Annotated in this window: 18 protein-coding genes; 11 read left to right on the top strand and 7 right to left on the bottom strand. The window is 41.4% G+C overall.

The features are described 5' to 3' along the window. Positions 1-3 precede the first annotated feature (3 nt). On the bottom strand, positions 4-1455 hold the full coding sequence (locus ACUXV0_RS15340) for a tannase/feruloyl esterase family alpha/beta hydrolase (protein WP_446190450.1): 1452 nt from the start codon (positions 1453-1455) through the stop codon (positions 4-6). A 200-nt stretch (positions 1456-1655) separates the two neighbouring features. On the opposite strand from ACUXV0_RS15340, the gene ACUXV0_RS15345 reads away from it, so the two are divergent. The 9 genes from ACUXV0_RS15345 (at position 1656) to ACUXV0_RS15385 (ending at position 11806) form a co-directional block, all read left to right on the top strand. Further along, positions 1656-2423, top strand: coding sequence for a DeoR/GlpR family DNA-binding transcription regulator (locus tag ACUXV0_RS15345; RefSeq protein ID WP_446190451.1), 768 nt, complete (start codon positions 1656-1658; stop codon positions 2421-2423). Between the two features lie 97 nt (positions 2424-2520). Continuing rightward, positions 2521-3915, top strand: a complete 1395-nt coding sequence (locus ACUXV0_RS15350; protein ID WP_446190452.1) for an L-fucose/L-arabinose isomerase family protein — start codon at positions 2521-2523, stop codon at positions 3913-3915. 144 nt (positions 3916-4059) lie between these two features. Then, positions 4060-4869, top strand: coding sequence for a transketolase (locus ACUXV0_RS15355; protein ID WP_446190453.1), 810 nt, complete (start codon positions 4060-4062; stop codon positions 4867-4869). Between the two features lie 11 nt (positions 4870-4880). Beyond that, the gene (locus ACUXV0_RS15360; RefSeq protein WP_446190454.1) at positions 4881-5852 is read left to right on the top strand and encodes a transketolase family protein; all 972 of its coding nucleotides are present in this window, start codon (positions 4881-4883) and stop codon (positions 5850-5852) included. A 56-nt stretch (positions 5853-5908) separates the two neighbouring features. After that, complete coding sequence (locus ACUXV0_RS15365; protein WP_446190455.1) at positions 5909-6853, top strand: substrate-binding domain-containing protein; 945 nt, start codon at positions 5909-5911, stop codon at positions 6851-6853. Positions 6854-6944: 91 nt separating this feature from the next. Continuing rightward, positions 6945-7550, top strand: coding sequence for a DUF2291 family protein (locus ACUXV0_RS15370; RefSeq protein WP_446190456.1), 606 nt, complete (start codon positions 6945-6947; stop codon positions 7548-7550). A gap of 31 nt (positions 7551-7581) precedes the next feature. Then, on the top strand, positions 7582-9066 hold the full coding sequence (locus ACUXV0_RS15375; RefSeq protein ID WP_446190457.1) for a sugar ABC transporter ATP-binding protein: 1485 nt from the start codon (positions 7582-7584) through the stop codon (positions 9064-9066). A gap of 110 nt (positions 9067-9176) precedes the next feature. Next, complete coding sequence (locus tag ACUXV0_RS15380) at positions 9177-10139, top strand: ABC transporter permease (protein ID WP_446190458.1); 963 nt, start codon at positions 9177-9179, stop codon at positions 10137-10139. Between the two features lie 104 nt (positions 10140-10243). After that, entirely contained in the window at positions 10244-11806 is a 1563-nt protein-coding gene (locus ACUXV0_RS15385) for an FGGY family carbohydrate kinase (protein WP_446190459.1), read from the top strand. A 605-nt stretch (positions 11807-12411) separates the two neighbouring features. Here the strand turns inward: ACUXV0_RS15385 and ACUXV0_RS15390 are convergent. Together ACUXV0_RS15390 and ACUXV0_RS15395 are read right to left on the bottom strand one after the other, a co-directional pair. Beyond that, positions 12412-12942, bottom strand: coding sequence for a hypothetical protein (locus ACUXV0_RS15390; RefSeq protein WP_446190460.1), 531 nt, complete (start codon positions 12940-12942; stop codon positions 12412-12414). Then, positions 12935-13402, bottom strand: coding sequence for an N-acetyltransferase (locus tag ACUXV0_RS15395; protein ID WP_446190461.1), 468 nt, complete (start codon positions 13400-13402; stop codon positions 12935-12937). The genes ACUXV0_RS15390 and ACUXV0_RS15395 overlap by 8 nt, the downstream gene beginning before the upstream one ends. Before the next feature lie 361 nt (positions 13403-13763). Here ACUXV0_RS15395 and ACUXV0_RS15400 point away from each other — a divergent pair, with 361 nt between their 5' ends. Both ACUXV0_RS15400 and ACUXV0_RS15405 read left to right on the top strand, forming a co-directional pair. Continuing rightward, the gene (locus ACUXV0_RS15400; protein ID WP_446190462.1) at positions 13764-15377 is read left to right on the top strand and encodes a GH35 family beta-galactosidase; all 1614 of its coding nucleotides are present in this window, start codon (positions 13764-13766) and stop codon (positions 15375-15377) included. Between the two features lie 121 nt (positions 15378-15498). After that, positions 15499-17787, top strand: coding sequence for a glycoside hydrolase family 20 protein (locus tag ACUXV0_RS15405; protein WP_446190463.1), 2289 nt, complete (start codon positions 15499-15501; stop codon positions 17785-17787). Here the strand turns inward: ACUXV0_RS15405 and ACUXV0_RS15410 are convergent, their stop codons facing one another. The 4 genes from ACUXV0_RS15410 to ACUXV0_RS15425 form a co-directional block, all read right to left on the bottom strand. Continuing rightward, a complete protein-coding gene (locus tag ACUXV0_RS15410) occupies positions 17788-19494 on the bottom strand; it encodes a GMC oxidoreductase (RefSeq protein WP_446190464.1) in 1707 nt (568 codons plus the stop codon). Positions 19495-19616: 122 nt separating this feature from the next. Next, positions 19617-20285: a hypothetical protein gene (locus ACUXV0_RS15415; protein ID WP_446190465.1), complete on the bottom strand. Its 669-nt coding sequence runs from the start codon at positions 20283-20285 to the stop codon at positions 19617-19619. 103 nt (positions 20286-20388) lie between these two features. Beyond that, complete coding sequence (locus ACUXV0_RS15420; RefSeq protein ID WP_446190466.1) at positions 20389-21315, bottom strand: OmpA family protein; 927 nt, start codon at positions 21313-21315, stop codon at positions 20389-20391. Between the two features lie 114 nt (positions 21316-21429). Next, the gene (locus tag ACUXV0_RS15425) at positions 21430-22761 is read right to left on the bottom strand and encodes a rhamnogalacturonidase (RefSeq protein ID WP_446190467.1); all 1332 of its coding nucleotides are present in this window, start codon (positions 22759-22761) and stop codon (positions 21430-21432) included. Positions 22762-22779 lie beyond the last annotated feature (18 nt).

Raw genomic sequence — 22779 nt, forward strand, 5'->3', positions numbered from 1 at the left:
TTTTTAGAAATGGTTATAAATGGCAGTTCTGGTAAGGTTTCCACTTTCGTCTCGATGTTCAACATTAATTTTTTCAGGAGCCTTAAGCTCTTCCACCCATTTAATCAGTAGATCAAAATGATTGGTTGTTCTTAATGCTGGATTACTTTCGCTATGATCCATACCTGGTATTAGAAATAGGCGTGCGAAATCAAGTGTTTTTTCAGGGCCACCCATCGTTTCTGTTACACGTTCATAGTAGTTTATACTTCCCTGTGGAACAATGAGTCTGTCGCTCAAGCCATGAATAAGCAAGAGTTTTCCTCCATTACTTTTAAAATTATTCAGATCTGGATTGTCTGTACCAAAAACGCTTCCGTATTGCTCCACAGACTGATTATAGAGCAGCTGGAATTCATCCATTGTTAGGGGGATTCCATTCCAATTGGGGTTGGATTTTAAGAAGTAGGCCACCCATTCTACAGAGATTGAAAATGGATCTCCATGATTATCTATTGAGCCAGCCAGAGGAACAAAGGGGGTACCTGGAGGAAGGCCATACCACATAAACTCACCGCTTTCTGTTCTGGCTCCCTCCCAAATCTTTTGAACCACTTTCGCATCTTTGGAAGTGAATTCGGTTTGACCCATTTGTTGACCAATAAGGTTTGAAAGGTCAAATTCTAATTGGAGAGGGTTCTCGATCACTCCATCCTCATAACCGTCCAGCTTGTCTACCTTAGAAATGATGGCTTTGTTTATGGCTTCAAATTTTTCAGCAGAAATATAATTGTCCAGTTCATACATGACCACTTGGGGCCATAACTCGGTAACCAAAAACTTATGCCAATTGGTAGCCGGGTAAAAAGACAAAATTCCGTCGTAATCATTTGGGTATCGTTGAGCCTCGCTTAATCCCTGTCTACCTCCGGTAGAACCACCAACGAAATAGTTGTATTTGGAAGGTTTGCCGTAGAATTTTTCAACTAAAGCTTTTCCAACGACTGTCATATCATGAATGCCTAAATAAGCATTGTCCTGAATCAGTTGCCAGTTGAGATCGCCTTCCTTGTTGAGTGCAAATGATCCACTACCGCCATCGTGTCCGGTATTTGTTGCTCCGCCGGCGAAACCTTGAGAGAGTAACTCATCGAAAAACGGAAGTCCTCCAAGAAATCCTCCACCTCCAATTCCTTCAAATCTTCCGTTCCAGTTTTCTATAGGTAATGATATCCAAACCTTTACACTGTCTTTGGCCGGTGGATGATTGACAATGGCTAAGATATTGCAACTTCCTTTGTTTTCTTTAGCTGAAACAATCTTGGTGTTATCTAGCTCAGCTTTGATTAGTGATCCACAATCACAAGCGGGTTTAATGCCAGGATATAGGTCAATTAAAGGCTTTTGAAGTTCTTGCTTCTGTGCCAAGCATGAAAAGCTGAGAGAAAGAAAAAGGGTTGTTAACGATTTTGTCATTATTTACTGGTTCTCGTATACAAAGAGAAATATTCTAAGAATAAATACAATTAATGATTGATTACAAATCTAAACGAAAGAAATGTACTTTCATATATTTTCTTTTATTTTTGTTTTGTTTCGTTTTCTTTCTTTTTAATTTTGGCAGCGAAATGAGGTTTTAAGCGTTATCTTGGAGCTTCATTTAAAGGATCAATCATATGTTGCCAAATCAGAGAAGGGATAAAATACTTGAATTACTAAAGGAGGATGGTTCTGCCAAGGTGGTAGATTTAGCTCGTCTTTTTAAGGTAACTGAAGTGACTATCCGTCAGGATTTGGAGAAGCTGGAAGGGGAGGATTTGATCATCAAGGAGCACGGCGGAGCAACATTAAAGAATGTTGAAGATCAGGTCAAAAGCTTTTCTCTTGTTCATCAGGAGAATCTTGACAAAAAGGAAGCAATAGCTCAAAAATGTCTCGATTACATTGAAGATGGAGATACTATCATTCTGGACTCAGGTAGTACCACGACTGAGATTGCCAAGAAAATCAAATCTTCGGGGTTGAAGAATTTGACAGTCATTACCAATGCCTTAAACATTGCTTTAATGTTGGGTACAGGGCTTGATATTGAAGTGATCATGACCGGTGGAGAATTTAAGCCACCTACTTTATCATTAACTGGTCAGAAAGCCGCTGATTTTTTTAAAGGGCTGAATGTGCAAAAGCTTTTTTTAGCCACGGCCGGGATCTCTCTTAAAGCAGGGTTGACGTATCCGAGTATCAGTGATATTGTAGTTAAAAAGGCAATGATAGATGCTGCTGAAGTAACCTATTTGGTAGCAGATAGTACTAAAATTGGTAAGAGTGCTCTGGCTAGTTTAGGGGCTTTGGGTTTGATAGATTATATCATCACAGATTCAGGTGTAGAAGAAAATCACCTTTCTGTTTTCAAACAGAATGAGGTGGAAATCATATTAGCATAAAAGAATTAAATGTAGAGTTAGATTGAAATTTCAGATGATCGTAAAGATATGATCATCTAATGTAGACTAGCTTCAGTTTTGACAATTAGGTAAAGAAATGACATTAGGAGTAATCATCGGAAACCGGGACTTTTTTCCGGATAGTTTGGTAGAAAAAGCCAGAACAGAAATTATTGAGGTATTTGAAAAGCTAAATCTCAAGCCCGTCTTGCTGGATACTACAGAAACGAAACTTGGTGGTGTGGAAACCTATCAGGAGGCCATGAAATGTGCAAATCTATTCAAGGCTCACCGTGAAGAGATTTCTGGAATTTTGGTGTTATTGCCAAATTTCGGTGATGAAAAAGGTGTTGCGGATACGCTCAAACTGGCTGGTCTTAATGTGCCGGTTCTTATTCAGGCTTATCCTGATGAGCTCAGCAAAATGAATGTGGTCAATCGCCGCGATAGCTGGTGTGGCAAGATTTCAGTTTGTAATAATTTATACCAATACGGTATCAAATATTCGTTGACCTCGCAGCATGTAAGTCTGCCTTCTTCGGAGGTATTTCAAAGAGATTTAAAGGATTTCGTGGCTGTATGTCGGGTGACCAACGGGTTGAAATCTGTTAGAATAGGTGCGATAGGTGCAAGGCCGGGAGCGTTTAATACAGTTCGTTATTCTGAGAAAATTCTTCAAAGAAATGGTGTTACCGTTACCACTTTTGATCTTTCAGAAATTCTGGGTAGAGCCAATAAATTGAGCGGTGATGATGCCAAAGTGAAACAGCATATCGAAAGTATCAATGCTTATGCCTCTAAAGGGAAAACACCGAATGAGGCCATGCTTCAGATTGCGAAGTTAGATGTGGTTCTTAAAGAGGTAATGGAAGAATATGCTCTTGATGCCACGGCTATCCAATGCTGGACCAGCCTTCAGCAGAACTATGGCTGTAATGTGTGCACCAGCATGAGCATTATGTCTGAAAATATGCTGCCTTCTGCCTGTGAAGTGGATGTAACCGGAACACTCAGTATGTATGCTATGCAGCTGGCTTCGGGCTCGCCTTCTGCCTTGGTGGATTGGAATAATAACTATGCAGATGATCCTGAGAAATGTGTACTCTTCCACTGTGGAAACTGGGCGAAGTCCTTCCTGCCGGATATTGAAATAAGTAATGCTCCTATTTTGGGAACAACGGTCGGAGTTGAGAATACTTATGGGGCTTTGGATGGTCGTACACCTGCTATGCCATTGACCTATGGTAGAATAAGTACAGATGACCCGAAAGGTGTGATTAAGGCTTATATAGGAGAGGGCGAATTGACAGATGATCCTCTAAGTACTTTCGGTAATCGTGCAGTTGCACAGATCAATGATCTGGAAGGTTTGATGAAGTACATCTGCAGAAACGGTTTTGAGCATCACGTAGTCATGAACGCCTCAAAAACAGCCGGAATCCTGGAAGAAGCATTGAGTAATTATATGGGCTGGGAGGTTTATAAGCATTGAGCATGTCAGTCCGAGCGTAGTTGAGGACAGTCACTTTAGCAGGAAGCATTTTGCCGAGTTGAGGTTCTCGACTTAGCTCGAACTGACACTCGACCAACTTGAACTGATAGAGATCTTAGCTCAAATTGACAATTGAGAAGAAAAATGACAACAAAAGAATTAAAAGACAAATCAGTTGAACTGCGGCGGAAAACGCTGGAGATCATTTATAATGCCAAAGCAGGTCATACGGGTGGTAGCCTTTCAATCATGGATATTTTGATTGTGCTTTACCACCGAATCATGAATGTGTCGCCAGAGAATTTTACTGATAATAATCGCGACAGATATATCCAAAGCAAAGGGCATAGCGTGGAGGCACTTTACACGGTTTTAGCAGATAAGGGCTTTTTTCCTGAGGAAGATCTAAAAACACTATGCCAATACCAGTCGCCTTATATCGGTCATCCTACTAAAGGGGTCAATGGAATGGAGCAAAACACCGGTGGATTGGGTCACGGATTGTCCATTTGCTGTGGAAATGCCCTGGCGGCCAAGAAAGATAAATCCGGTGTAAAAGTTTTTACGGTTTTGGGCGATGGCGAAATGGCCGAAGGGTCCAACTGGGAAGCCATGATGTTTGCGGCTCATTATAAGCTGGATAACCTCTGTGCTATTCTCGACTATAATAAACTCCAAATTACCGGAGCAAACGCTGAGGTGATGGGTCTCGAGCCCGTTGCAAAAAAACTGGAAGCTTTTGGTTGGGCAGTCAAAGAAGTGGACGGGCATGATATTGATGCTTTGATAGAGACTTTTGAGAGTATGCCTTTTGAACAAGGAAAACCTTCTTTTGTGATTGCCCATACGGTGAAAGGAAAAGGAGTGAGTTTCATGGAAAATAATATCAAATGGCACCATGGTGTTCCTTCGTCAGAGCAGATGGAAATGGCCTTAGAGGAGTTGAGTATTTAAAGAAGTGAATTATGGCAACAGTAGAGATTATAAATAAAGCTAGTGAAGTGAAAGTTGGGGATGCTAACCTTATAGTTTTCTCTGAAACACTTCAAAAACTGGCCGAGACCGATAGTGATATTATGGTGGTAACCAGCGACTCCAGGGGTTCTGGTAAATTGGTGCCTTTCGGTCAGAAATATCCAGAGCAAATTGTAGAGGTCGGTATTGCGGAGCAAAATCTTGTTGGCGTGGCTACCGGACTGGCAGCGATGGGTAAAAAGTCTTTTGCGGTTTCTCCAGCTTGTTTTCTTACAGCCAGGTCTTTAGAGCAAATTAAAAATGATGTTTGCTATTCAGATAATCCGGTGAAGCTAATCGGTATTTCTGCCGGAGTGAGTTACGGTGCTTTAGGAAGTACACATCACAGTTTACATGATTATGCCGTGCTTCGTGCTATCAATAATATTACTATTGTAGCTCCTGCAGATAATTTTGAAACGGCTGAGGCCATCAAAGCCGCTAGCGAACTGGAAACTCCGGTTTATATCCGATTTGGGAAAAAGGCAATGCCCCAGAATATGGGCAATGATGATTTTGAATTCGGGAAGGGTAGAGTGATAAAAGAGGGCTCTGATCTCACTTTTGTAGCAACAGGAGAAGGCGTTTGGCCTGCACTACAAGCGGCAGAAAAACTCAAGGAACAGGGTATAGACGCTGCAGTGCTGAGTATTCACACCATCAAACCTCTGGATACCGAATTGATTGAAAAATATGCCGCAAACGGGCAACCAATCATCACAGTAGAAGAGCATTCTGTGAATGGTGGTTTAGGAGAAGCTGTGGCCTCTCATTTATTCCAAAATGGATTCAGGAACAAGTTTAAGATCGTTGGTCTTCCAGATGATCACACAGTTCATGGGTCGCAAATTGAGATTTTTGATCATTATGGAATCTCTGAAGAAGGGCTCACAAAGACGGTTTCAGAAATGCTGAAAGATTAAGTATGAATGATAAAAGACAAGACTAAAATCTTGTACCAAACCCTTTTGAAATCAATATGAAAAAAAACATCATTCATCTTCCGAAAACTATCGGGATATTCATATTTCTGGCATTTGTGGCTTTTGCTTGCGGAAAGACTTCCGACGATGAAAAGCCCAAAGTAGCGGTGGTAATCTCAACCTTGAATAATCCTTGGTTTGTGGTTCTGGCAGAAGCTGCAGCGGAGAATGCACAAAAGTTAGGTTACGAGGCCAAGATTTTCGATAGTCAGAATAATCCTGCCGTGGAGTCCGACAATTTTGAGAACTTGATTTCCTCAGGTTATGATGCGATTCTGTTCAATCCTACAGATGCGGATGGCTCAATTTCCAATATCAGAAGAGCAAAAGAGGCCGGAGTGCCGGTGTTTTGTATGGATAGAGAAGTGAATGCCAATGACGCTGCTACTGCCCAAATCCTGTCTGATAATTACAGCGGTTGTGTGGAAATAGGGATTGAGTTTGTCAAAGCTCTCGATGGAAAAGGTAAATATGTCGAGATCATTGGACTAGTAGGTGATAATAATACCTGGGCTCGTTCCGGCGGTTTTCACTCCGTAGTTGACAAGTTTCCTGATTTGGAAATGGTAGCACAGCAAAGTGGAGATTTTGACCGAAACAAAGCAATGGAAGTTTTGGAAACCATCATGCAGGCTAATCCGGATATCGAAGCTGTTTTTTGTGGTAACGATGCCATGGCTTTAGGTGCGTACCAGGCTCTGCAGGCAGCCGGGAAGGCAGATCGGGTAAAGGTTTTTGGTTTTGACGGTGCCGATGAAGTGGTGGAGAAAATAAATGAAGGTAAAATTGTAGCCACAGGCATGCAGCACCCTTTGGTAATGGCCGAATACGCCGCTCGCTATGCAGATGAATATTTCAAAGGCAAAAGAGATTTCCCACAAAGAGTTCCGGTGGAGGTTGAATTGGTGGTGAAAGAGAATGCTAAGCGGTTTTTGAAGTGATGGAATCAAGATGCAGATGACGCTGATTTTCAAACGCGGATCTGAGTAAATCTGCCTTGGCTAAGCCATCTGTGTTATCTGCGTACTTTAAATGAAGAATATGAAATATGCCCTTTTGATATTATTACTTGCAGTTTTAGGCTACAATTCGGTCTATTTTGAAAAGCTAAGTGAGCGAGGAGACAAGAAAACTGAAGGTTATGACTTCACTGCTTATGCTGATTCATTGTACTCTGAAGGTATTTTGAAGGCGGAAACTCCTATTACTTTAGATCAACTTTTAGCAGAAGTAAAATCAGACCCAAACATAGCGTACGAAAGCTACGGAAACCGATTGGGCATAGGTAACTCGGCCTATTTTATGGTAAGTCTGGAGGGAACTGTTTCAGATTTAACCGAAGGCCAATTAAAGGTGAGGGATGAATCGGGGAAAGTATGGCCTATTGATACCAAATTTATCTTTGGCAACGCCATTAGAGATGCTTCAAAACTGGTAGAACTCACTGATTTCAAAACTAACGCTGAATTCAATGCCCTATCAGAAGCCTTAAATTCCGTCATTCGGGAAAAGGCTATTCCAGAGGATTTGAATGAGGTGAAGCAGGGAGATTTGCTCTCTATTACCGGAGCTATCAAACTCAGTAAAAATGAAGATTTACCTATAAGAATATTACCTATTCAGATTAGTAAACCCTAATGCCTGTTGCCTAAAACCTATTGCCTAAATAATGCTCCAAGCAAAAAACATATCAAAATCCTTCCCTGGTGTAAAAGCCCTGCAGAATGTGAATTTCACCTTTTATGCAGGTAAAGTCAATGCCATTCTGGGTGAAAATGGAGCGGGAAAGTCTACTCTGCTAAAGGTATTGACCGGTGTATACCAGGATTATGAGGGAGATATCTTACTGGATGGAGAAAAAGTGACTTTTGAGTCTGTGAAGGCGGCTCAGTTGGCTGGAGTGGGTATCATTCATCAGGAGTTAAATCTTATTCCATCTTTGAGTATTGCAGAGAATATATTTCTCGGGAATGAGCTCAGGAATGCTTTCGGTGTATTAGATGATGCAGCCATGGAAACGCGGTCTAAAGAGCTTTTAGATCAGGTGAATTTGAAGGTTTCACCCAAAACGCGAGTTGAAAATCTCAAAGTAGGAGAGCAGCAGCTGGTTGAAATCGCCAAAGCATTGCTTATTGAAACGCATGTTTTACTAATGGATGAGCCCACATCAGCTCTAACCGATAAGGAAATCGACCGACTGCATGAAATCATTGCCAGATTAAAAGCGGAAGGTAAAGCCATAGTTTATATATCGCATAAGATGGATGAGCTTTTCCGGATAGCCGATACCTACACGGTGCTGCGTGACGGCCAGACCGTTGGTGCCGGAGAAATGAGTGAGACCACCGAAGCGAATCTGATCAGTATGATGGTGGGAAGGGAAGTGCAAATACCGCCTAAAGCGATGGCTAAAACTTCTGAAGAGGTAGCCTTGAAAATTCAAAACCTGAACCTTCCGCATCCTACACTCAAAACCAGAAATCTGTTGACTGATGTAAGTCTGGAACTTCGCAAAGGCGAAATTCTCGGGATTTTTGGATTAATGGGAGCAGGGCGAACAGAGCTGCTTGAAAGCATTTTTGGACTTAATAATGGTAAGGTACAAGGGCAGTTAACTGTTAATGGATCACCGGTGAAAATCAATTCACCTAAGGAAGCTAAAAGTCTCGGAATAGCATTCCTTACAGAAGACCGCAAAAGTGAAGGTTTGGTGCTTGGGATGGACCTTTCTGCGAACATAGGATTGACCACCTTGCTGTCGGGCTCATTGCTCAATGCGAAAAAAGAAGCTGAAAAAGCCAAAACCTACATTGAAGAATTACGCATAAAGACGCCTTCAGAGTGCCAGTTGGCAGTAAACCTCAGCGGTGGAAATCAACAAAAAGTAGTATTGGCTAAATGGCTCGATACTCTGCCGGAAGTGCTCATGCTAGATGAACCCACACGAGGCATTGACATAAACGCCAAAAGTGAGATTTACGATCTTATCAATAAACTGGCAGAAAGCGGCAAAAGCATTTTATTGGTTTCCTCTGAGATACCTGAGATACTGGCTCTTTCAGATCGAGTTCTGGTGATGGCCGAAGGGAAGATCACAGCAGAATTTAAAGCAGGGGAAGTCAATGAAGAAATGTTATTAAAGAAAGCGATTTAGCTGATAAAGCCATCTGTGTTAATCAGCGTTGCCGAAGGTATCCGTGTTATCTGCGAGCCATAATTCGCAGAAAAGGTAAGATGAAGTCATAGTTTAAATGGAATAGAAAGTTGAACAAAGAATTACTCAAAAAATCTCAATCACTGCTGGCTCTGTTTGCACTTTGCCTGGTGATTAGCATACTGTCAGATAAATTCATGACTACCACAAACCTGTGGAATGTGTTACGGCAGATTTCTGTCAATGTCTGCATATCAGTAGGTATGACGCTCGTGGTCTTGATGGCGGGTATCGACCTCTCGGTGGGCTCTGTTCTGGCGTTTAGCTCGGCTGTTTGTGCAGGTTTATTGAAAAGCGGACTGGAGTTCCAATCATTTGATTTGTTTGTCGGATTCACGGTTTTGGGAGGTGTTCTGGTGGCCCTGCTGGTCGGAATTCTCATGGGGCTCTTTAACGGCTTTGTTATCACCAAATTCAGTATTCCGCCGTTCGTAGCTACACTGGCGATGCTGACGATAGCCCGAGGGGCCACCATGCTTTACACCAAAGGAATCCCCATCTCTAACCTCGGTTCTGGTTTTGAGTTTATTGGTTCCGGTTGGTTGCTGGGTATTCCTGTACCCGTATGGATTTCACTTGTGGTGGTTTTGGTGATGGTATTTGTGACCAAGAAGACCACTTTCGGGAGATATATCTATGCCATCGGCGGAAACGAAAAGGCAGCATTTTTATCAGGGATTAATGTCAATAGAGTAAAACTTTGGGTATACGGTTTAGCCGGAACCATGGCCGCCATTGGTGGGGTATTGGTTACTTCTCGATTAAATTCTGCCCAACCAAATGCCGGTGTGAGTTATGAGTTAGACTCAATCGCCGCAGTCGTTATCGGTGGAACTTCTCTAAGTGGAGGAGTAGGAACGGTGACCGGTACAGTGATTGGTGCAGCTATCATCGGAGTATTAAATAATGGATTGGTCCTGCTTGATGTTTCTCCATTCTGGCAGCAGGTAGTTAAGGGTGGAGTGATTCTCCTGGCGGTGATTATTGATAGAAAAAGTAAAGGCAATAAATAAAACCACTTTATACCCCGATTTAGAATGCAGGTAAAAGTAGATCTGTGTGAATTTGAGTTGCCCAAAGCATCTGCGGAATCTGCGTCCCATTAATCGATTTAAAAATGAAATACGTTTTAGCCATAGATCAAGGTACCAGTAGTACCAAAACAGTCATTTTTGACGAACAGGGCAATGCCGTGGCAAAGGGTCATGCTGATTTGCATACCGATTATTTTGACAATGGATTTGTGGAGCAAGACCCCGAAGGCATTTATCAAAATGTGCTAGATTCTATGGCAGACTGTCTTTCAAAATTCAGTAAGGAAGGCTTGTCTTTGAAAGACATATCATCTGCTGGAGTCAGTAATCAAAGAGAGACTTTTGTACTGTGGGATGCAGATGGAAAACCATTGGCTCCGGCCGTGGTTTGGGCATGTAAACGTTCAGTAGGTATTTGTCAACGATTGATAGAAGAAGGTCATAACGATTTAATTAAAAAGAACACGGGCCTCATCATTGACCCCTATTTCTCAGCCACCAAACTCCTTTGGCTTCTTGAAAATGATGTTTCTTTAAAAGCTAAATTAGATGCAGGTGAGGTGTACTTTGGTACGATAGATTGTTGGTTGCTTTACAAACTCACAGATGGAAAAGAATTCAAAACCGACTATACCAATGCCCACAGAACATTACTTCTAAACATTCATACCCTTCAATGGGATCAGGAAATTTTAAAGCTTTGGGGACTTGAGAAATTGAATTTACCAGAAGTCTGTCCTTCTTCTTCCGATTTCGGGGTTATTAATTTTCAATGGGACGCAGATAAAGCTGATTCCCATGGAAACGCGGATGAACGCAGATCTGCGAAAATCAGCGTTGGTACATCTGCGAAATTCGCGACTTATCAAATACCTATAACGGCTCTCATAGGAGACTCTCACGCTGCTACTTTTGGTGAAGGCTGCTTTGAGGCTGGCATGGCAAAAGTGACTATGGGAACGGGTAGCTCCATCATGATGAATACCGGTTCAAAACCTATAGACTCCGAAAAAGGATTATTAGCAACAGTAGCCTGGAGTACTGAAGACCGGGTAGATTACGCCCTGGAAGGGGCCATTGTAGCCTGCGGATCCACCATAGAATGGATAAAAAATGAACTGGCACTTTTCAAAGATGTACAAGAAACGGAAGCCATGGCTCTGGAAGTGGAGGATAATGCCGGCGTCTATCTGATTCCTGCCTTTAGTGGACTGGGAGCACCTCATTGGCAGATGAACCGCCGGGCCTCTATTGAAGGTATGACCTTTGGTACTACCAAAAACCATATTGTTAGGGCAGCCTTGGAGAGTATTCCTTACCAGATCAAAGATGTGATGGAAGCCATGCGTGAAGATATGGGCACTGATCTTAAAAGCATCTCTATCAATGGCGGTCTGAGTAAAAACAAATTCGTCATGCAGTTTCTGGTTGATTTGCTAGGTGTTCCACTCAACCAACAATCTAATCCTGATGTATCGGCTTTGGGAGCTGCTTACCTTTCAGGTCTGAAAAATGGAGTGTATGAAAGCATTGAGCAATTGAAAGAATTGAATGCTTCAAGAACGACTCAGGCTCTGCCGGATTCAAGTAATGACTTGGTTTTGAAAGGGTATGAAGGGTGGCGTGAGTTGATTGGAACAAGATAGTATTAGCTCCTTTAAATGATCAATTGAAATATAATGCCATTAATTCTCAAACTGATTTACATTGTATTATTCGGCTTTATCAATTTCGAATTACATAGGATTCTTGTTCGAAAGGAAAGAGGTCGAAATATTTTTTACTTGGCTCTAATCGGAATTGTTGGAATGATATTTCATCTGGCCGCTCCTGATAATTGGCCAGCTTTATCCATTAAGTACTTTTACAGGTTTCTTGTTTTTAGTTCTTCACTGGTTATTCTAAAAATTGGTAGTGATAAACAGTTGGAGCTACTAGCTGAGCAATTGTCAGAAAGAAATGAAGGAATGAAAATGCCATTATGGTTTAAAAGAACCGTAACCTTTATGACTGATTACGGCATTTATTGTATGATTTTTCTATATCAAATCACATTTATATTGGTGGACTCACTCAGGGTCTAGTATCATGAATAAAAAGAGTCTTACTAATTCATCCTATTTTATTTATTTAGTCTTTTTGAGATATTTTCCTCCTAGGATAAGCATTAAGTCTTGCTGATTTATGGTTATCGAGGAGGATTTTTGTCAAATTCTCCAACTTTTCAAGATAACTCTCTATATTCTGAATCTCACCCCGCCAAATCAAGTTCTTTACCAGTGACAAATTTCTTCTCAGTCTTTTCCCACTTAGGTTTTGAGATAAAGAATTTATGAATTTTGTCTTGATAATAGACCTTAGGCCATAATTCAAGATCAAAATCACCTATCGATTTATAAGAACTTGAGGTGTGTACAATTAGCCGTTGAAGAAATGACTCCTGAGGCTCTCGGTGTCCATTTAAGACATGGCTAAGTAAAACGGGTGTCACACTTAAATCAGCGGCAAAGTTTTTTCTTTTTCGATATAAGATGTCAATATAGATGCCTAAATACTTAGGAAACTGAGGTTCTGGTACTACTTCTGAACTCGTCAAATACGCTTCCATTTGATATTTAAGCTGTAATAATCTGGCCGCTTTTTTCTCATTTTCTCCTCGCTCCAAAAAACGTTTTTCACGGGCATTCGTAAGAGCGTCACTCACGTTTCGTTTCTCTTTCTCAGATAGATTTCTGGAATCAATCAAATACTTAAAGTCCGATGCTCCACTTTTCTTAGTCATTATCGTATTTGTTTATTAGTGCTATTAACTCTTTTCCATCCAGAAACAAGCTTTTGCCAGCTTCTAACATGCCATATTCCTGTTTATAATGATCAATTAACTCGGTTTTAGGTATTAATGAAATGCAAGCCAATTCTCCAAACACCCTGATCGATTCAATCCCTGCAAATGCTATTAAATTCCCTGCGATTTCTTCGAATGCTTTTTGGGAACCTCTGTTTTCCTTTGATACAGCTAAGAGCCGAATTTCAATGCGTGATTCTTTATTTATAATTTCTAGTGAGATCAAACCCAGAATATCGTCTTTTCCAATAATCTGAAGCTTAAAAACATTGTAACCTTTTTCTTCTTTCCACTTAAACCAATACCGTTCTTCAGTGATTTTTGAAAAATCATCATCAGAGACTGGAGTAACCTTAATCTTGTGGCTAACACCAGTTTTACGTTCAGTGATTTTCATATTTAAATTTACGAATAATTTACATTAATTGTAAATTATTTATTCATTGAATTTACGAAAATAGTAAATAGATATTCAGGAGTTATACCTTCCTTTCGATAAAATCAATGATTATAATGATTAGAAAGTTGAATCATTCTTAATATTTACTTCTGGCTACAGAAGCAGAGTATATAGCTGTACTAACTAATTTTAAATACGATTGCTAATTAGATCTCATTCCCAGAATTTAGATTTCCATCTATTCCAATCTCAGTACTCTAACTAAAGTTTCTAGCTAACATGAGTTTGAAGTAAAGCGACGCAAGATTATGTCAAATTGACTAAATGTGTATATTTGACACTTATTAAAACAACCCTTGTGAAAAATCTCGTATTCCTTCTTACACTATGCTTGTCTGTACACGTTTTAGCTCAAAAACCTTATTTGAAAACTACCGGAAATACTACTCAGCTGATGGTAGATGGTCAACCTTTTTTAATTCGAGGTGGTGAATTAGGAAACTCTACTGCCAGTACAATTGAGAATATGAAGCCGGTCTGGGAGAAATTGACAGCAATGAACCTGAATACGGTGCTTATTCCTATTTACTGGGAGTTGATAGAGCCAAAAGAAGGAGAATTTGACTTTAAATTGGTGAACGATCTGATTCTTGAAGCGAGACAACATGATCTCAAGGTGGTTCCATTATGGTTTGGTAGCTGGAAAAATAGTATGAGCAGCCACGCTCCCTCTTGGGTCAAATTAGATCAGGAACGTTTCCCCAGAGTAAAGGATGACAGAGGGCAGAGTCAGGAGATTTTAAGTCCTTTTTCACAAGAAGTTCTGGAAGCCGATAAAAAAGCTTTTGTGGCTTTGATGGAATTCATCAAGCGTATTGATGAAGAGGAGAACACGGTCATCATGGTACAGGTAGAAAATGAAATAGGCATGCTGCCATCTGCCCGAGACCATCAGGCATTGGCACAAAAAGCTTTCGAGAAAAATGTACCCAAAGGCCTAACGGAATATTTGAAGAAAAATCAAGAGGTTTTGGTGCCCGAGTTTGCTTCTGTATGGAAGGCCAATGGTGCTAAAACCTGGGGCAATTGGGAAGAAATTTTCGGGGCGAATGTGTATACTGATGAGTCTTTTATGGCGTATTACTATTCTGTTTTTACCAATGATATCACTGCGGCTGGTAAGGCGGTTTATGATTTGCCAATGTACGTCAATGCCGCTCTTAATAGAACTGGGAGAGAACCTGGCGAGTATCCGAGTGCGGGTCCACTTCCGCACCTGATGGATGTTTGGAAAGCTGGAGGAACTGCAATTGACTTCCTATCTCCCGACTTTTATAATCCTGATTTCAAGCATTGGTGTGATTTGTACGCTCGCCAGCACAACCCGCTTTTTGTGCCTGAGCATGGTTTTGATGAAACTGTTGCGGCCAAGGCTCTTTACTTATTTGGTCATTATCAAGGCTTAGGGTTTTCGCCTTTTCATATTGAGAAAAAAGATACACCTGAAGAAGAAGACTTAGGGAAGGCTTATACTTTGGTGGAGAATATCAGTCATTTGATTCATCAAAAAAACGGAACTTCTCAGCTGGATGGAGTTTTGCTTAGCAAAGCCATCCCGGGCACTAAATTGAGAATGGGAGATTATCTTTTGCACTGCAAAAACGACTATACATTAAGCTGGACACCAGGTGCCAGAACCAACGATTGGCCTCTTGGCGGAGCCATTATTATTCAAACTGCTCCAAACGAGTTCTTTGTTTCCGGTACGGGAGTGGTGGTAACTTTTGAGCATGTCGCTGATAAAAACTTAAATGTCGGCTTATTGAAGGTGGATGAGGGAAGTTTTGATGCGGCTCAAAACTGGGTGGTCAAAAGACACCTTAACGGTGACCAAACCCATCAGGGTAGGCATGTGAGCATCCCTACAGGAAGTTTCCAGACACAGCGAGTGGAGCTCTATACCTACAAGTAATCTTTTCGTCGGCAAAAAGTTAGGCGTAGGTCGAATCAATTATTAAAAAAATTTAAAAATAGATTTGACTCAGGAATTCATTTCATAGATTTGGTGAACCTTAATTCTATCAAACCATCCTATGAAGATCATAAAGCTATTCGCCTTATTGCTGTTTAGTTTCAGCCTTACGGCACAAAACATTATTCCAAAACCGGTTTCAATGGTCAATGGAGAGGGAAAATTCAGTTTGAATTCTTCTACTTCCATTATCAATCAATCGGCTTCTGAAGGGGTATCGGCCATAGCAGAAATGCTACGATTACGCCTGGCTTCTACTACGCATTTAAATCCCGAGGTATTGAGAAACGCCTCGTCAAACTACATACTTCTTAAGCTCGATAAAAGCTTAGAGGGTGACGCTTACGCCATTAGCGTTACTACCGAAAATGCAACTCTTACAGCTGGGACCGACAGAGGTATGTTCTACGCCTATCAGACTTTGCTTCAGCTTTTTCAGGATCAGATCTATAGCTCAGAGGCCGTCTATGGTTTTAAAATGAGCCTTCCTGTGGTGGAGATCAAGGATCAACCAAGATTTGGCTATCGTGGAATTATGCTTGACGTGGGTAGACATATGATGCCCGTTAGCTTTATCAAGAAATTCATAGACCTACTGGCCATGTATAAAATTAACCAGTTTCACTGGCACCTTACAGAGGATCAGGGTTGGAGAATTGAAATCAAAAAATACCCGAAACTAACCGAGGTAGGTGCTTACCGTAAAGAAACCATGGCCGGTCATTACGGTGAAGGCAGATATGACGGCACACCATACGGTGGATTCTACACTCAGGAAGAAGTCAAAGAAGTAGTGGCTTACGCTACTTCAAAGTACATCAACGTTATTCCAGAAATAGAAATGCCGGGTCATGCGGTAGCTGCCCTTACGGCATATCCGGAGTTGGGTTGTACCGGTGGGCCATACGAAGTAAGAACCAAATGGGGAGTGGCTACAGATGTGTATTGTCCTTACGAAAAAACCTTTACATTCTTGGAGGACGTCTTAACAGAAGTGATGGCCTTATTCCCTTCTGAGTATATCCATATTGGTGGTGATGAGTGCCCTAAAGACACCTGGGAGGCTTCTGAGTTTTGTCAGGAATTGATCAAAAAAGAAAACCTTAAGGATGAGCATGGTCTTCAAAGCTATTTCATCGGCAGAATAGATAAGTTTTTGACCTCGAAAGGCAGAAAGCTTATCGGCTGGGATGAAATTCTGGAAGGTGGTCTGTCGCCCAATGCTACTGTGATGAGCTGGAGAGGAACAGAAGGTGGGGTAGAGGCAGCTCGTCAGAAGCATGACGTGATCATGTCGCCAAACTCTTTTCATTATTTAGATTATTACCAGGGAGATCCGGCCACAGAGCCCTTGGCTATTGGCGGCTTTCTTCCTTTAGAAAAAGTATACTCTTACGAACCTTTCGCGGAGGAAATCACACCAGAAGAGGAAGAGTATATTTTGGGTGTTCAGGCTAATCTCTGGACCGAGTATATCAAAACCCCTAAAAAAGCAGAATATATGCTTTTCCCGAGAGTTTTGGCAGTAGCAGAGACCGGCTGGTCTGCTAAAGGTTCCAAAGATTACGATGAGTTTGTCAAAAGAGTTGTAGCTCATTTTGGGAAATTGAATTACAGACATGTCAACTATTCCAGGGCCATATATAATATTGAATCAGAATTGAGTGTTTATAAAGATGGGGGCTTTGAACTATGGTTAGAGAATATTGAGGAAAACCCAACCATCAGATATACGCTTGATGGTTCGGAGCCTACAGGAGAATCTCCGAAATACAATGCTGAAACTGGTTTGTTTTTAACAGAAACCGTAGAGGTAAAAGCAGCTCTTTTTGATGCCGATAACCAGAAATATGGTAATACTTTCTCCAGAAATGTGATTGTAAGTAAAGCCAGTGGCAAAAGCTACGAGCTAAATAATAAGCCTACCAAGTTTAAAGGAACTACAGAGAATGCCTTAACAGACGGTATTCTTGGGAATCAAAGGGAGTTTGCTACCTGGATTGGTCTAAATGGTGAAGATTTAAATGTGACCCTCGATCTAGAGGAGGAAACGGAGATCAATAAAATTGGGGTTTCTTTCTTACACTCTCCGGGAGCATGGGTGTATTATCCATTAAGCATGAAAATCAGTCTTTCTACAGACGGTGAGAATTTTGAAAGCCTCCCGGTTTATCGATTTGATAATGAAGGTGAAACACCAAACGGCGTAGGCAACAGCATGCTGAAGCTTGACGGCAAGAAAGCAAGATATATTAAGGTAGAAGCAGAGAACTTCGGTGAGTTGCCTGCCGACCACTCAGGAGCAGGTTCTCCGGCCTGGCTTTTTGTCAGTGAGATCGAAGTATATTAATTAAAGATCAGCTTTGTTCATACTTTTAGTGGCGTAATCAATAGCTCTGGCGGTTAGAGCCATAAAAGTTAAGGAGGGATTTTGATTACCGACGGATGTCATACAGGCTCCGTCGGTAACAAATACATTTTTACAACTATGAAGCTGGTTCCATTCGTTGAGTAATGAGGTTTTGGAGTCTCGGCCCATTCGTACACCGCCCATTTCATGTATATCTACTCCAGGGTTTTGTTTAGAATCGTACATATTGATGCTGTGGCATCCTGCATTGGTCAGCATCTCAGAAGCCTGCTCCTGAAAATCTCGCATCATTTTATTGTCGTTCTCATCATAAGCTATACTTGTAATTAGCTGAGGCACTCCCCAGTCATCTTTTTTCTCATCGCTTAGTCTTACATGATTACTTTCCTTCGGGATGGTCTCCCCTTGCATTTGAATAAATACATGCCAGGGGCCCACTTCACCTGCACTTTCCTTTAATGAAGCACCAAAACTTTCTGGGCTTTGTACACCTTTTGACCTTGAAGCAGAGAATGCCACCATATAGCCCCGTTGAAAATCCATCTCTTGTTTTCGTAGGTTTCTGAAAGACGGTATAAAAGCTGAAGTAGGTCTGCGGCCAAAGTAATATTGATCTTCAAAACCATCGAAAGATGCCAAGCCCTGACCTCGGTACTGGTGAAAAGCAATGTATTTACCCAAAAGCCCATTATCATTTCCCAGACCATTCGGAAAACGACTACTTTTGGAATTGAGTAACAGCAAATTGGTATTTAAACATGCGGCGTTCACAAAAATTATTCGAGCGTGGTAAACAAATTCCTCTTTTGAAATTCTATCAATAATTCTGACGCCGGTTGCTTTTCCCTTCTGATCATCATAGATAATCTCGGTAACTACTGCGTCTGGTCTTAACGTTAGATTGCCAGTAGCCATAGCCGTTGGTAAACTTGATGAATTTGAGGAAAAATAGGCACCATATGGACAGCCTCTGTAGCATAAGTGTCTTGCCTGACAAGCAGATCTGCCTGAAGCCAGGTGATGCTCTTGAGGGTCAGTGAGATGAGCACATCTGCCTATAATCACCTTACGGTCTGCATAAGTCTCTTTTACACTTTTCTGAATGTGTTTTTCAAGGCAATTAAGTTCCCAGGGTTTTAGGAATTCACCATCTGGCAGAGAGTCGATCCCATCTTTATTACCACTGATACCAGCAAAACGCTCTACATGGCTATACCATGGAGCCAGGTCTTTATAACGTATGGGCCAGTCTACAGCAAAACCATCCCTGGCCGGTCCCTCAAACTCAAAATCACTCCATCTTTGGGTCTGTCTGGCCCAGATTAGTGATTTGCCCCCAACCTGATACCCTCGAATCCAGTCAAAAGGCTTTTCTTGAATGTATGGGTGCTCTTTATCTTTGACAAAAAAGTGTTCAGTGGCTTTTTCATAAGCATAACACTTGTTCACTATCGGGTTTTCCTTTTTGTCTTCAAGAGGCATTTTACCACGGTGATCAAAATCCCATGGGTTTGACATTGAGGTAGGATAGTCCTCGATATGTTTGACATTGCGGCCTCTTTCCAGAACCAGAGTTTTGAGACCTTTTTCGCACAATTCTTTGGCGGCCATTCCGCCGCTAATTCCTGAACCTATAACGATGGCATCGTAGGTGTTTTGCTGTTGAAGTTTCGTCTGTAAATGCATTAGAATTGCTATAGGTCTGTAAATTATCAAAACATCCTTCACGGGAAAAGGGTGTTTTGATAAGAAGGAGTTCTAAAGGCATTTGGAACTAGATTCTGACGACCAGCATGGTTAACCAGAACCTAATGTTCAAGAAGCACTCTGGCGAAAATACCGGTATTATGCTTTACAAAGTGGTTTTCACCGTACCAATCGGTAGTATGGCCGAGTCCCAATTGATAGTTTTTAATACCCAGGCCCAATCTTGCTGTCAGGTAACTTCTAGCATGATGTTTATCTGTAGGATTATAAATAATTAGCCCTTGTAACCTGGTGTATAGGCTCAGTTTGTCATTAAGCTGAGGTTTGTATTCTACCAAATCCATCATCTCTAAATTATTTCCATCGGCTAAATCCAGGACCGGCACCAGCACTACCAACCAGGTTTTACTGGCATAGGAATACTGCAAACCTATCTGTTTTCTAAAGCCCGTCACATGATTGATCAGGAAGCCTGCGGTGGCAGACAGATGTTTGGTTAATTTATACGTCAGGAGTGATTGCGAGGCAAACTCATTATGCTCTCCAGTGTTCTTAAAATCTCCGGTATAATTCGTGAAATTAAAGTAACCCCATTTACCTCCTTCTTTGAAAGGTTTAGTAGTTACAGCCAAAATATTAATGGCCCTGTCGCCTACAAATAGCTCCACCGGAATCGGCGGAGTATGAGATTCTTTATGAGCCGCAGGTTCTTGTGCTTTGGCTATTTGAAATAGGAATAGAATTAAAAATAAAATCAGGGGTCTTTTCAATGCTGTACTTTTAGTGAAAGCAAAGATACCAGCGGAATTGAAACACTCGGTTTCTATTCTACTGACAGACCCCTAATTTCGACCGTTTTAATAGTTTTAGGTGTTAATTTGAAGAGTTTCTTACCAGTTCTACCCGTCTGTTTTTGGTTCTTCCTTCTTCGGTGCTATTGGTAGAAACAGGGGCCACAGGACCTACTCCGGCCGCTTTTAATCTGCTGCTTTGAATACCGTGTTTGCTTTGCAATGCTTCCAGTACAGACTGGGCTCTTTTCTCTGATAAGCTCATATTGCTGTCAAAGCCTCCGGTGTTATCTGTATGACCTACCACGTACACTTTTTCTGTTGGGTTTCTCTTGAGATAGTCTGCTACCAGGGCAATTTCGGTATAAGATTCGGACTTTAAAGTGGCCGAGCCCGTCTCGAAAAGGATACCATAAAGAGAGACTTTTCCTTCCTCATTAAGAGCTGCTTCTATGCCGTCAAGGTCAATTTTTTGTTCCATATCCTCTGTTTCTATGACATGGATTTCATACCCTTGTTCTCCAAGGCCATAACCGGCAAAAACCGTTACGAAATACGTTTTTCCATCTTTACTGAATTTACCGGCGATATAGCCAAACTTCTCTCCATAATAAGCAGGAATTAAAAAGGAAGCGTCTTTACTCAGGGCATCCAGAAAATATTTGCCGCAGGAGTTATCCATGCATTCAAAGAGAATCTCCGCATTTTTGGCCTTGAGGGCATTCATGTAATTTCGATAGATCTCAAAAGTGGTGGCGTCAGACGTAGAAATGGTGTAGTAGATTTTAGTGATTTCGCCTTCTATTGTTTTTTTACTACTCAGCTGGGTATAATCTGTTGTTTTGCCCGTGGCTAAATTATACCTGTCAAAACTTACTTTTTCGTAGTCGTAAATTCTACTTTGCCCAAATCTCGGGATCAAAGGATGATCTTCTGAACCTTCTTTATCCTGAGCCATAGCCAGATTTGTCAGGAGTACCGAAAGAAGTAGAATAGCTTTAGTTTTCATGGTGTTTACTTTTGATATTGTTTCACATCAAAAGTAGAGTTCTGCCAGCTTGCTCATATGCTATTCTAACAGTCGGTGTTGCTGCTTTGACCAATGGTCAGATTTTCTGTACGGTTAGAGTGGAGCCTCAATTTCTTCTCCATTGACCATTACATTTTTAATCTGAAGCCCGTCAATGATGGAGGCATCAAATTCGATATTTTCAGACTCAATGTTCAGGTTCTCAAAAGTAAAATCAGAGAGACGATCGTTTTCGGTGATTTTCATGTCATACCAGGTTTGACATTTGATATTCATATTCTTCAGCGTGATATGGTCAGAGTAGGAAATCGGGACATCTGGGCGGCCTTTGAGATCAAAAAACTGGGTCCAGGGTTTTATATAAAGTAGGCTTCTGCTGTTTCCATTGACATTATCTACTGTAATGTATTCATAATGCTGTGGGGTGTCCGGTCGCATTTTTAACCAGAGAATACGTACAGCATTATTGACCTCAATATTCCTGAAAATGATATTCTTATTATGGATGGATTCGCTACCACAGGTCAGTGCAGAGTGACAAAAGCCAAACTCACAATCCTCAATGATAATATTGGTATTTTCTCCATTATTAGGGTCTTCGTCTGCATACGGTCCTTTACCGCCTTTTAAGGCAATGGCATCATCGTTTACGGCCATATAACAGCCTTTGATAAGTACATCTGAACATACATCCAAGTCAATGGCATCTGTACTTGGAGCCTTGATGGGTTCATGTGGTGAGGTGATACTTACATCCAGAACTTTGACACGCTCACAGCGGTAATAATGACTGCTCCAGAAACCGGAGTTTTGAAGCGATACATCCTGAACCTGAACATCTTTAGAGTCTTTGATAAATACCAGTCGCGGTCTGGAGACTTCCAGGTTTGTACATTGAGGGTTTTCTTCCCGGCGTTGCCAAAAGGCTTTCCAATAGGCTAAACCGTTACCGTCAATTGTACCTTCTCCTAAAATGGTAAATCCATCTACACCGTAGGCATTGACTAAAGCAGAATAGTAATCCAGGTTTTGCCCTTCAATTCTGGACGGCAATAAAGGGTAATGCTCTATCTGGTCAGAACCTTTAAGTTTGGCATCTTTAGTTACCATGAGGTGAGTGCCCGGTTTAAAGAATAAGGCTCCGGATAAATAGACTCCTTCCGGGAATACTATCACTCCACCACCATCGGCGGAAGCGGAGTCGATTACCGCCTGAATAGCCTCTGTTTGGAGTAATGTGCTGTCTTTCAGAACGCCATAATCGGTGACCAGGTAAGTTTGACCTAGCTCTTCAGAATTTCTTTTGGTGTAATCCTTAAACCACGCTGAAATGGGCGTGCCGTCAGGGAAGAGATCCTGTGAGGGCTTTTCAGTACAGCCAAAAATAAGGAAAGAAAGTGCCAGAAGGAGAGAGTGCCTGATCATGTATAAGGTTGGTTGAGT

It is taken from the genome of Jiulongibacter sp. NS-SX5 (genome assembly GCF_052828545.1).

What these genes read in the sequence shown, in the direction of transcription:
- ACUXV0_RS15385 (WP_446190459.1), top strand. Translation starts at nt 10,244, where the DNA reads ATGAAATACGTTTTAGCCATAGATCAAGGTACCAGTAGTACCAAAACA.
- ACUXV0_RS15360 (WP_446190454.1), top strand. Translation starts at nt 4,881, where the DNA reads ATGGCAACAGTAGAGATTATAAATAAAGCTAGTGAAGTGAAAGTTGGG.
- ACUXV0_RS15345 (WP_446190451.1), top strand. Translation starts at nt 1,656, where the DNA reads ATGTTGCCAAATCAGAGAAGGGATAAAATACTTGAATTACTAAAGGAG.
- ACUXV0_RS15355 (WP_446190453.1), top strand. Translation starts at nt 4,060, where the DNA reads ATGACAACAAAAGAATTAAAAGACAAATCAGTTGAACTGCGGCGGAAA.
- ACUXV0_RS15340 (WP_446190450.1), bottom strand. Translation starts at nt 1,455, where the DNA reads ATGACAAAATCGTTAACAACCCTTTTTCTTTCTCTCAGCTTTTCATGC.
- ACUXV0_RS15350 (WP_446190452.1), top strand. Translation starts at nt 2,521, where the DNA reads ATGACATTAGGAGTAATCATCGGAAACCGGGACTTTTTTCCGGATAGT.
- ACUXV0_RS15370 (WP_446190456.1), top strand. Translation starts at nt 6,945, where the DNA reads ATGAAGAATATGAAATATGCCCTTTTGATATTATTACTTGCAGTTTTA.
- ACUXV0_RS15425 (WP_446190467.1), bottom strand. Translation starts at nt 22,761, where the DNA reads ATGATCAGGCACTCTCTCCTTCTGGCACTTTCTTTCCTTATTTTTGGC.
- ACUXV0_RS15395 (WP_446190461.1), bottom strand. Translation starts at nt 13,402, where the DNA reads ATGAAAATCACTGAACGTAAAACTGGTGTTAGCCACAAGATTAAGGTT.
- ACUXV0_RS15390 (WP_446190460.1), bottom strand. Translation starts at nt 12,942, where the DNA reads ATGACTAAGAAAAGTGGAGCATCGGACTTTAAGTATTTGATTGATTCC.
- ACUXV0_RS15410 (WP_446190464.1), bottom strand. Translation starts at nt 19,494, where the DNA reads ATGCATTTACAGACGAAACTTCAACAGCAAAACACCTACGATGCCATC.
- ACUXV0_RS15420 (WP_446190466.1), bottom strand. Translation starts at nt 21,315, where the DNA reads ATGAAAACTAAAGCTATTCTACTTCTTTCGGTACTCCTGACAAATCTG.
- ACUXV0_RS15375 (WP_446190457.1), top strand. Translation starts at nt 7,582, where the DNA reads ATGCTCCAAGCAAAAAACATATCAAAATCCTTCCCTGGTGTAAAAGCC.
- ACUXV0_RS15405 (WP_446190463.1), top strand. Translation starts at nt 15,499, where the DNA reads ATGAAGATCATAAAGCTATTCGCCTTATTGCTGTTTAGTTTCAGCCTT.
- ACUXV0_RS15365 (WP_446190455.1), top strand. Translation starts at nt 5,909, where the DNA reads ATGAAAAAAAACATCATTCATCTTCCGAAAACTATCGGGATATTCATA.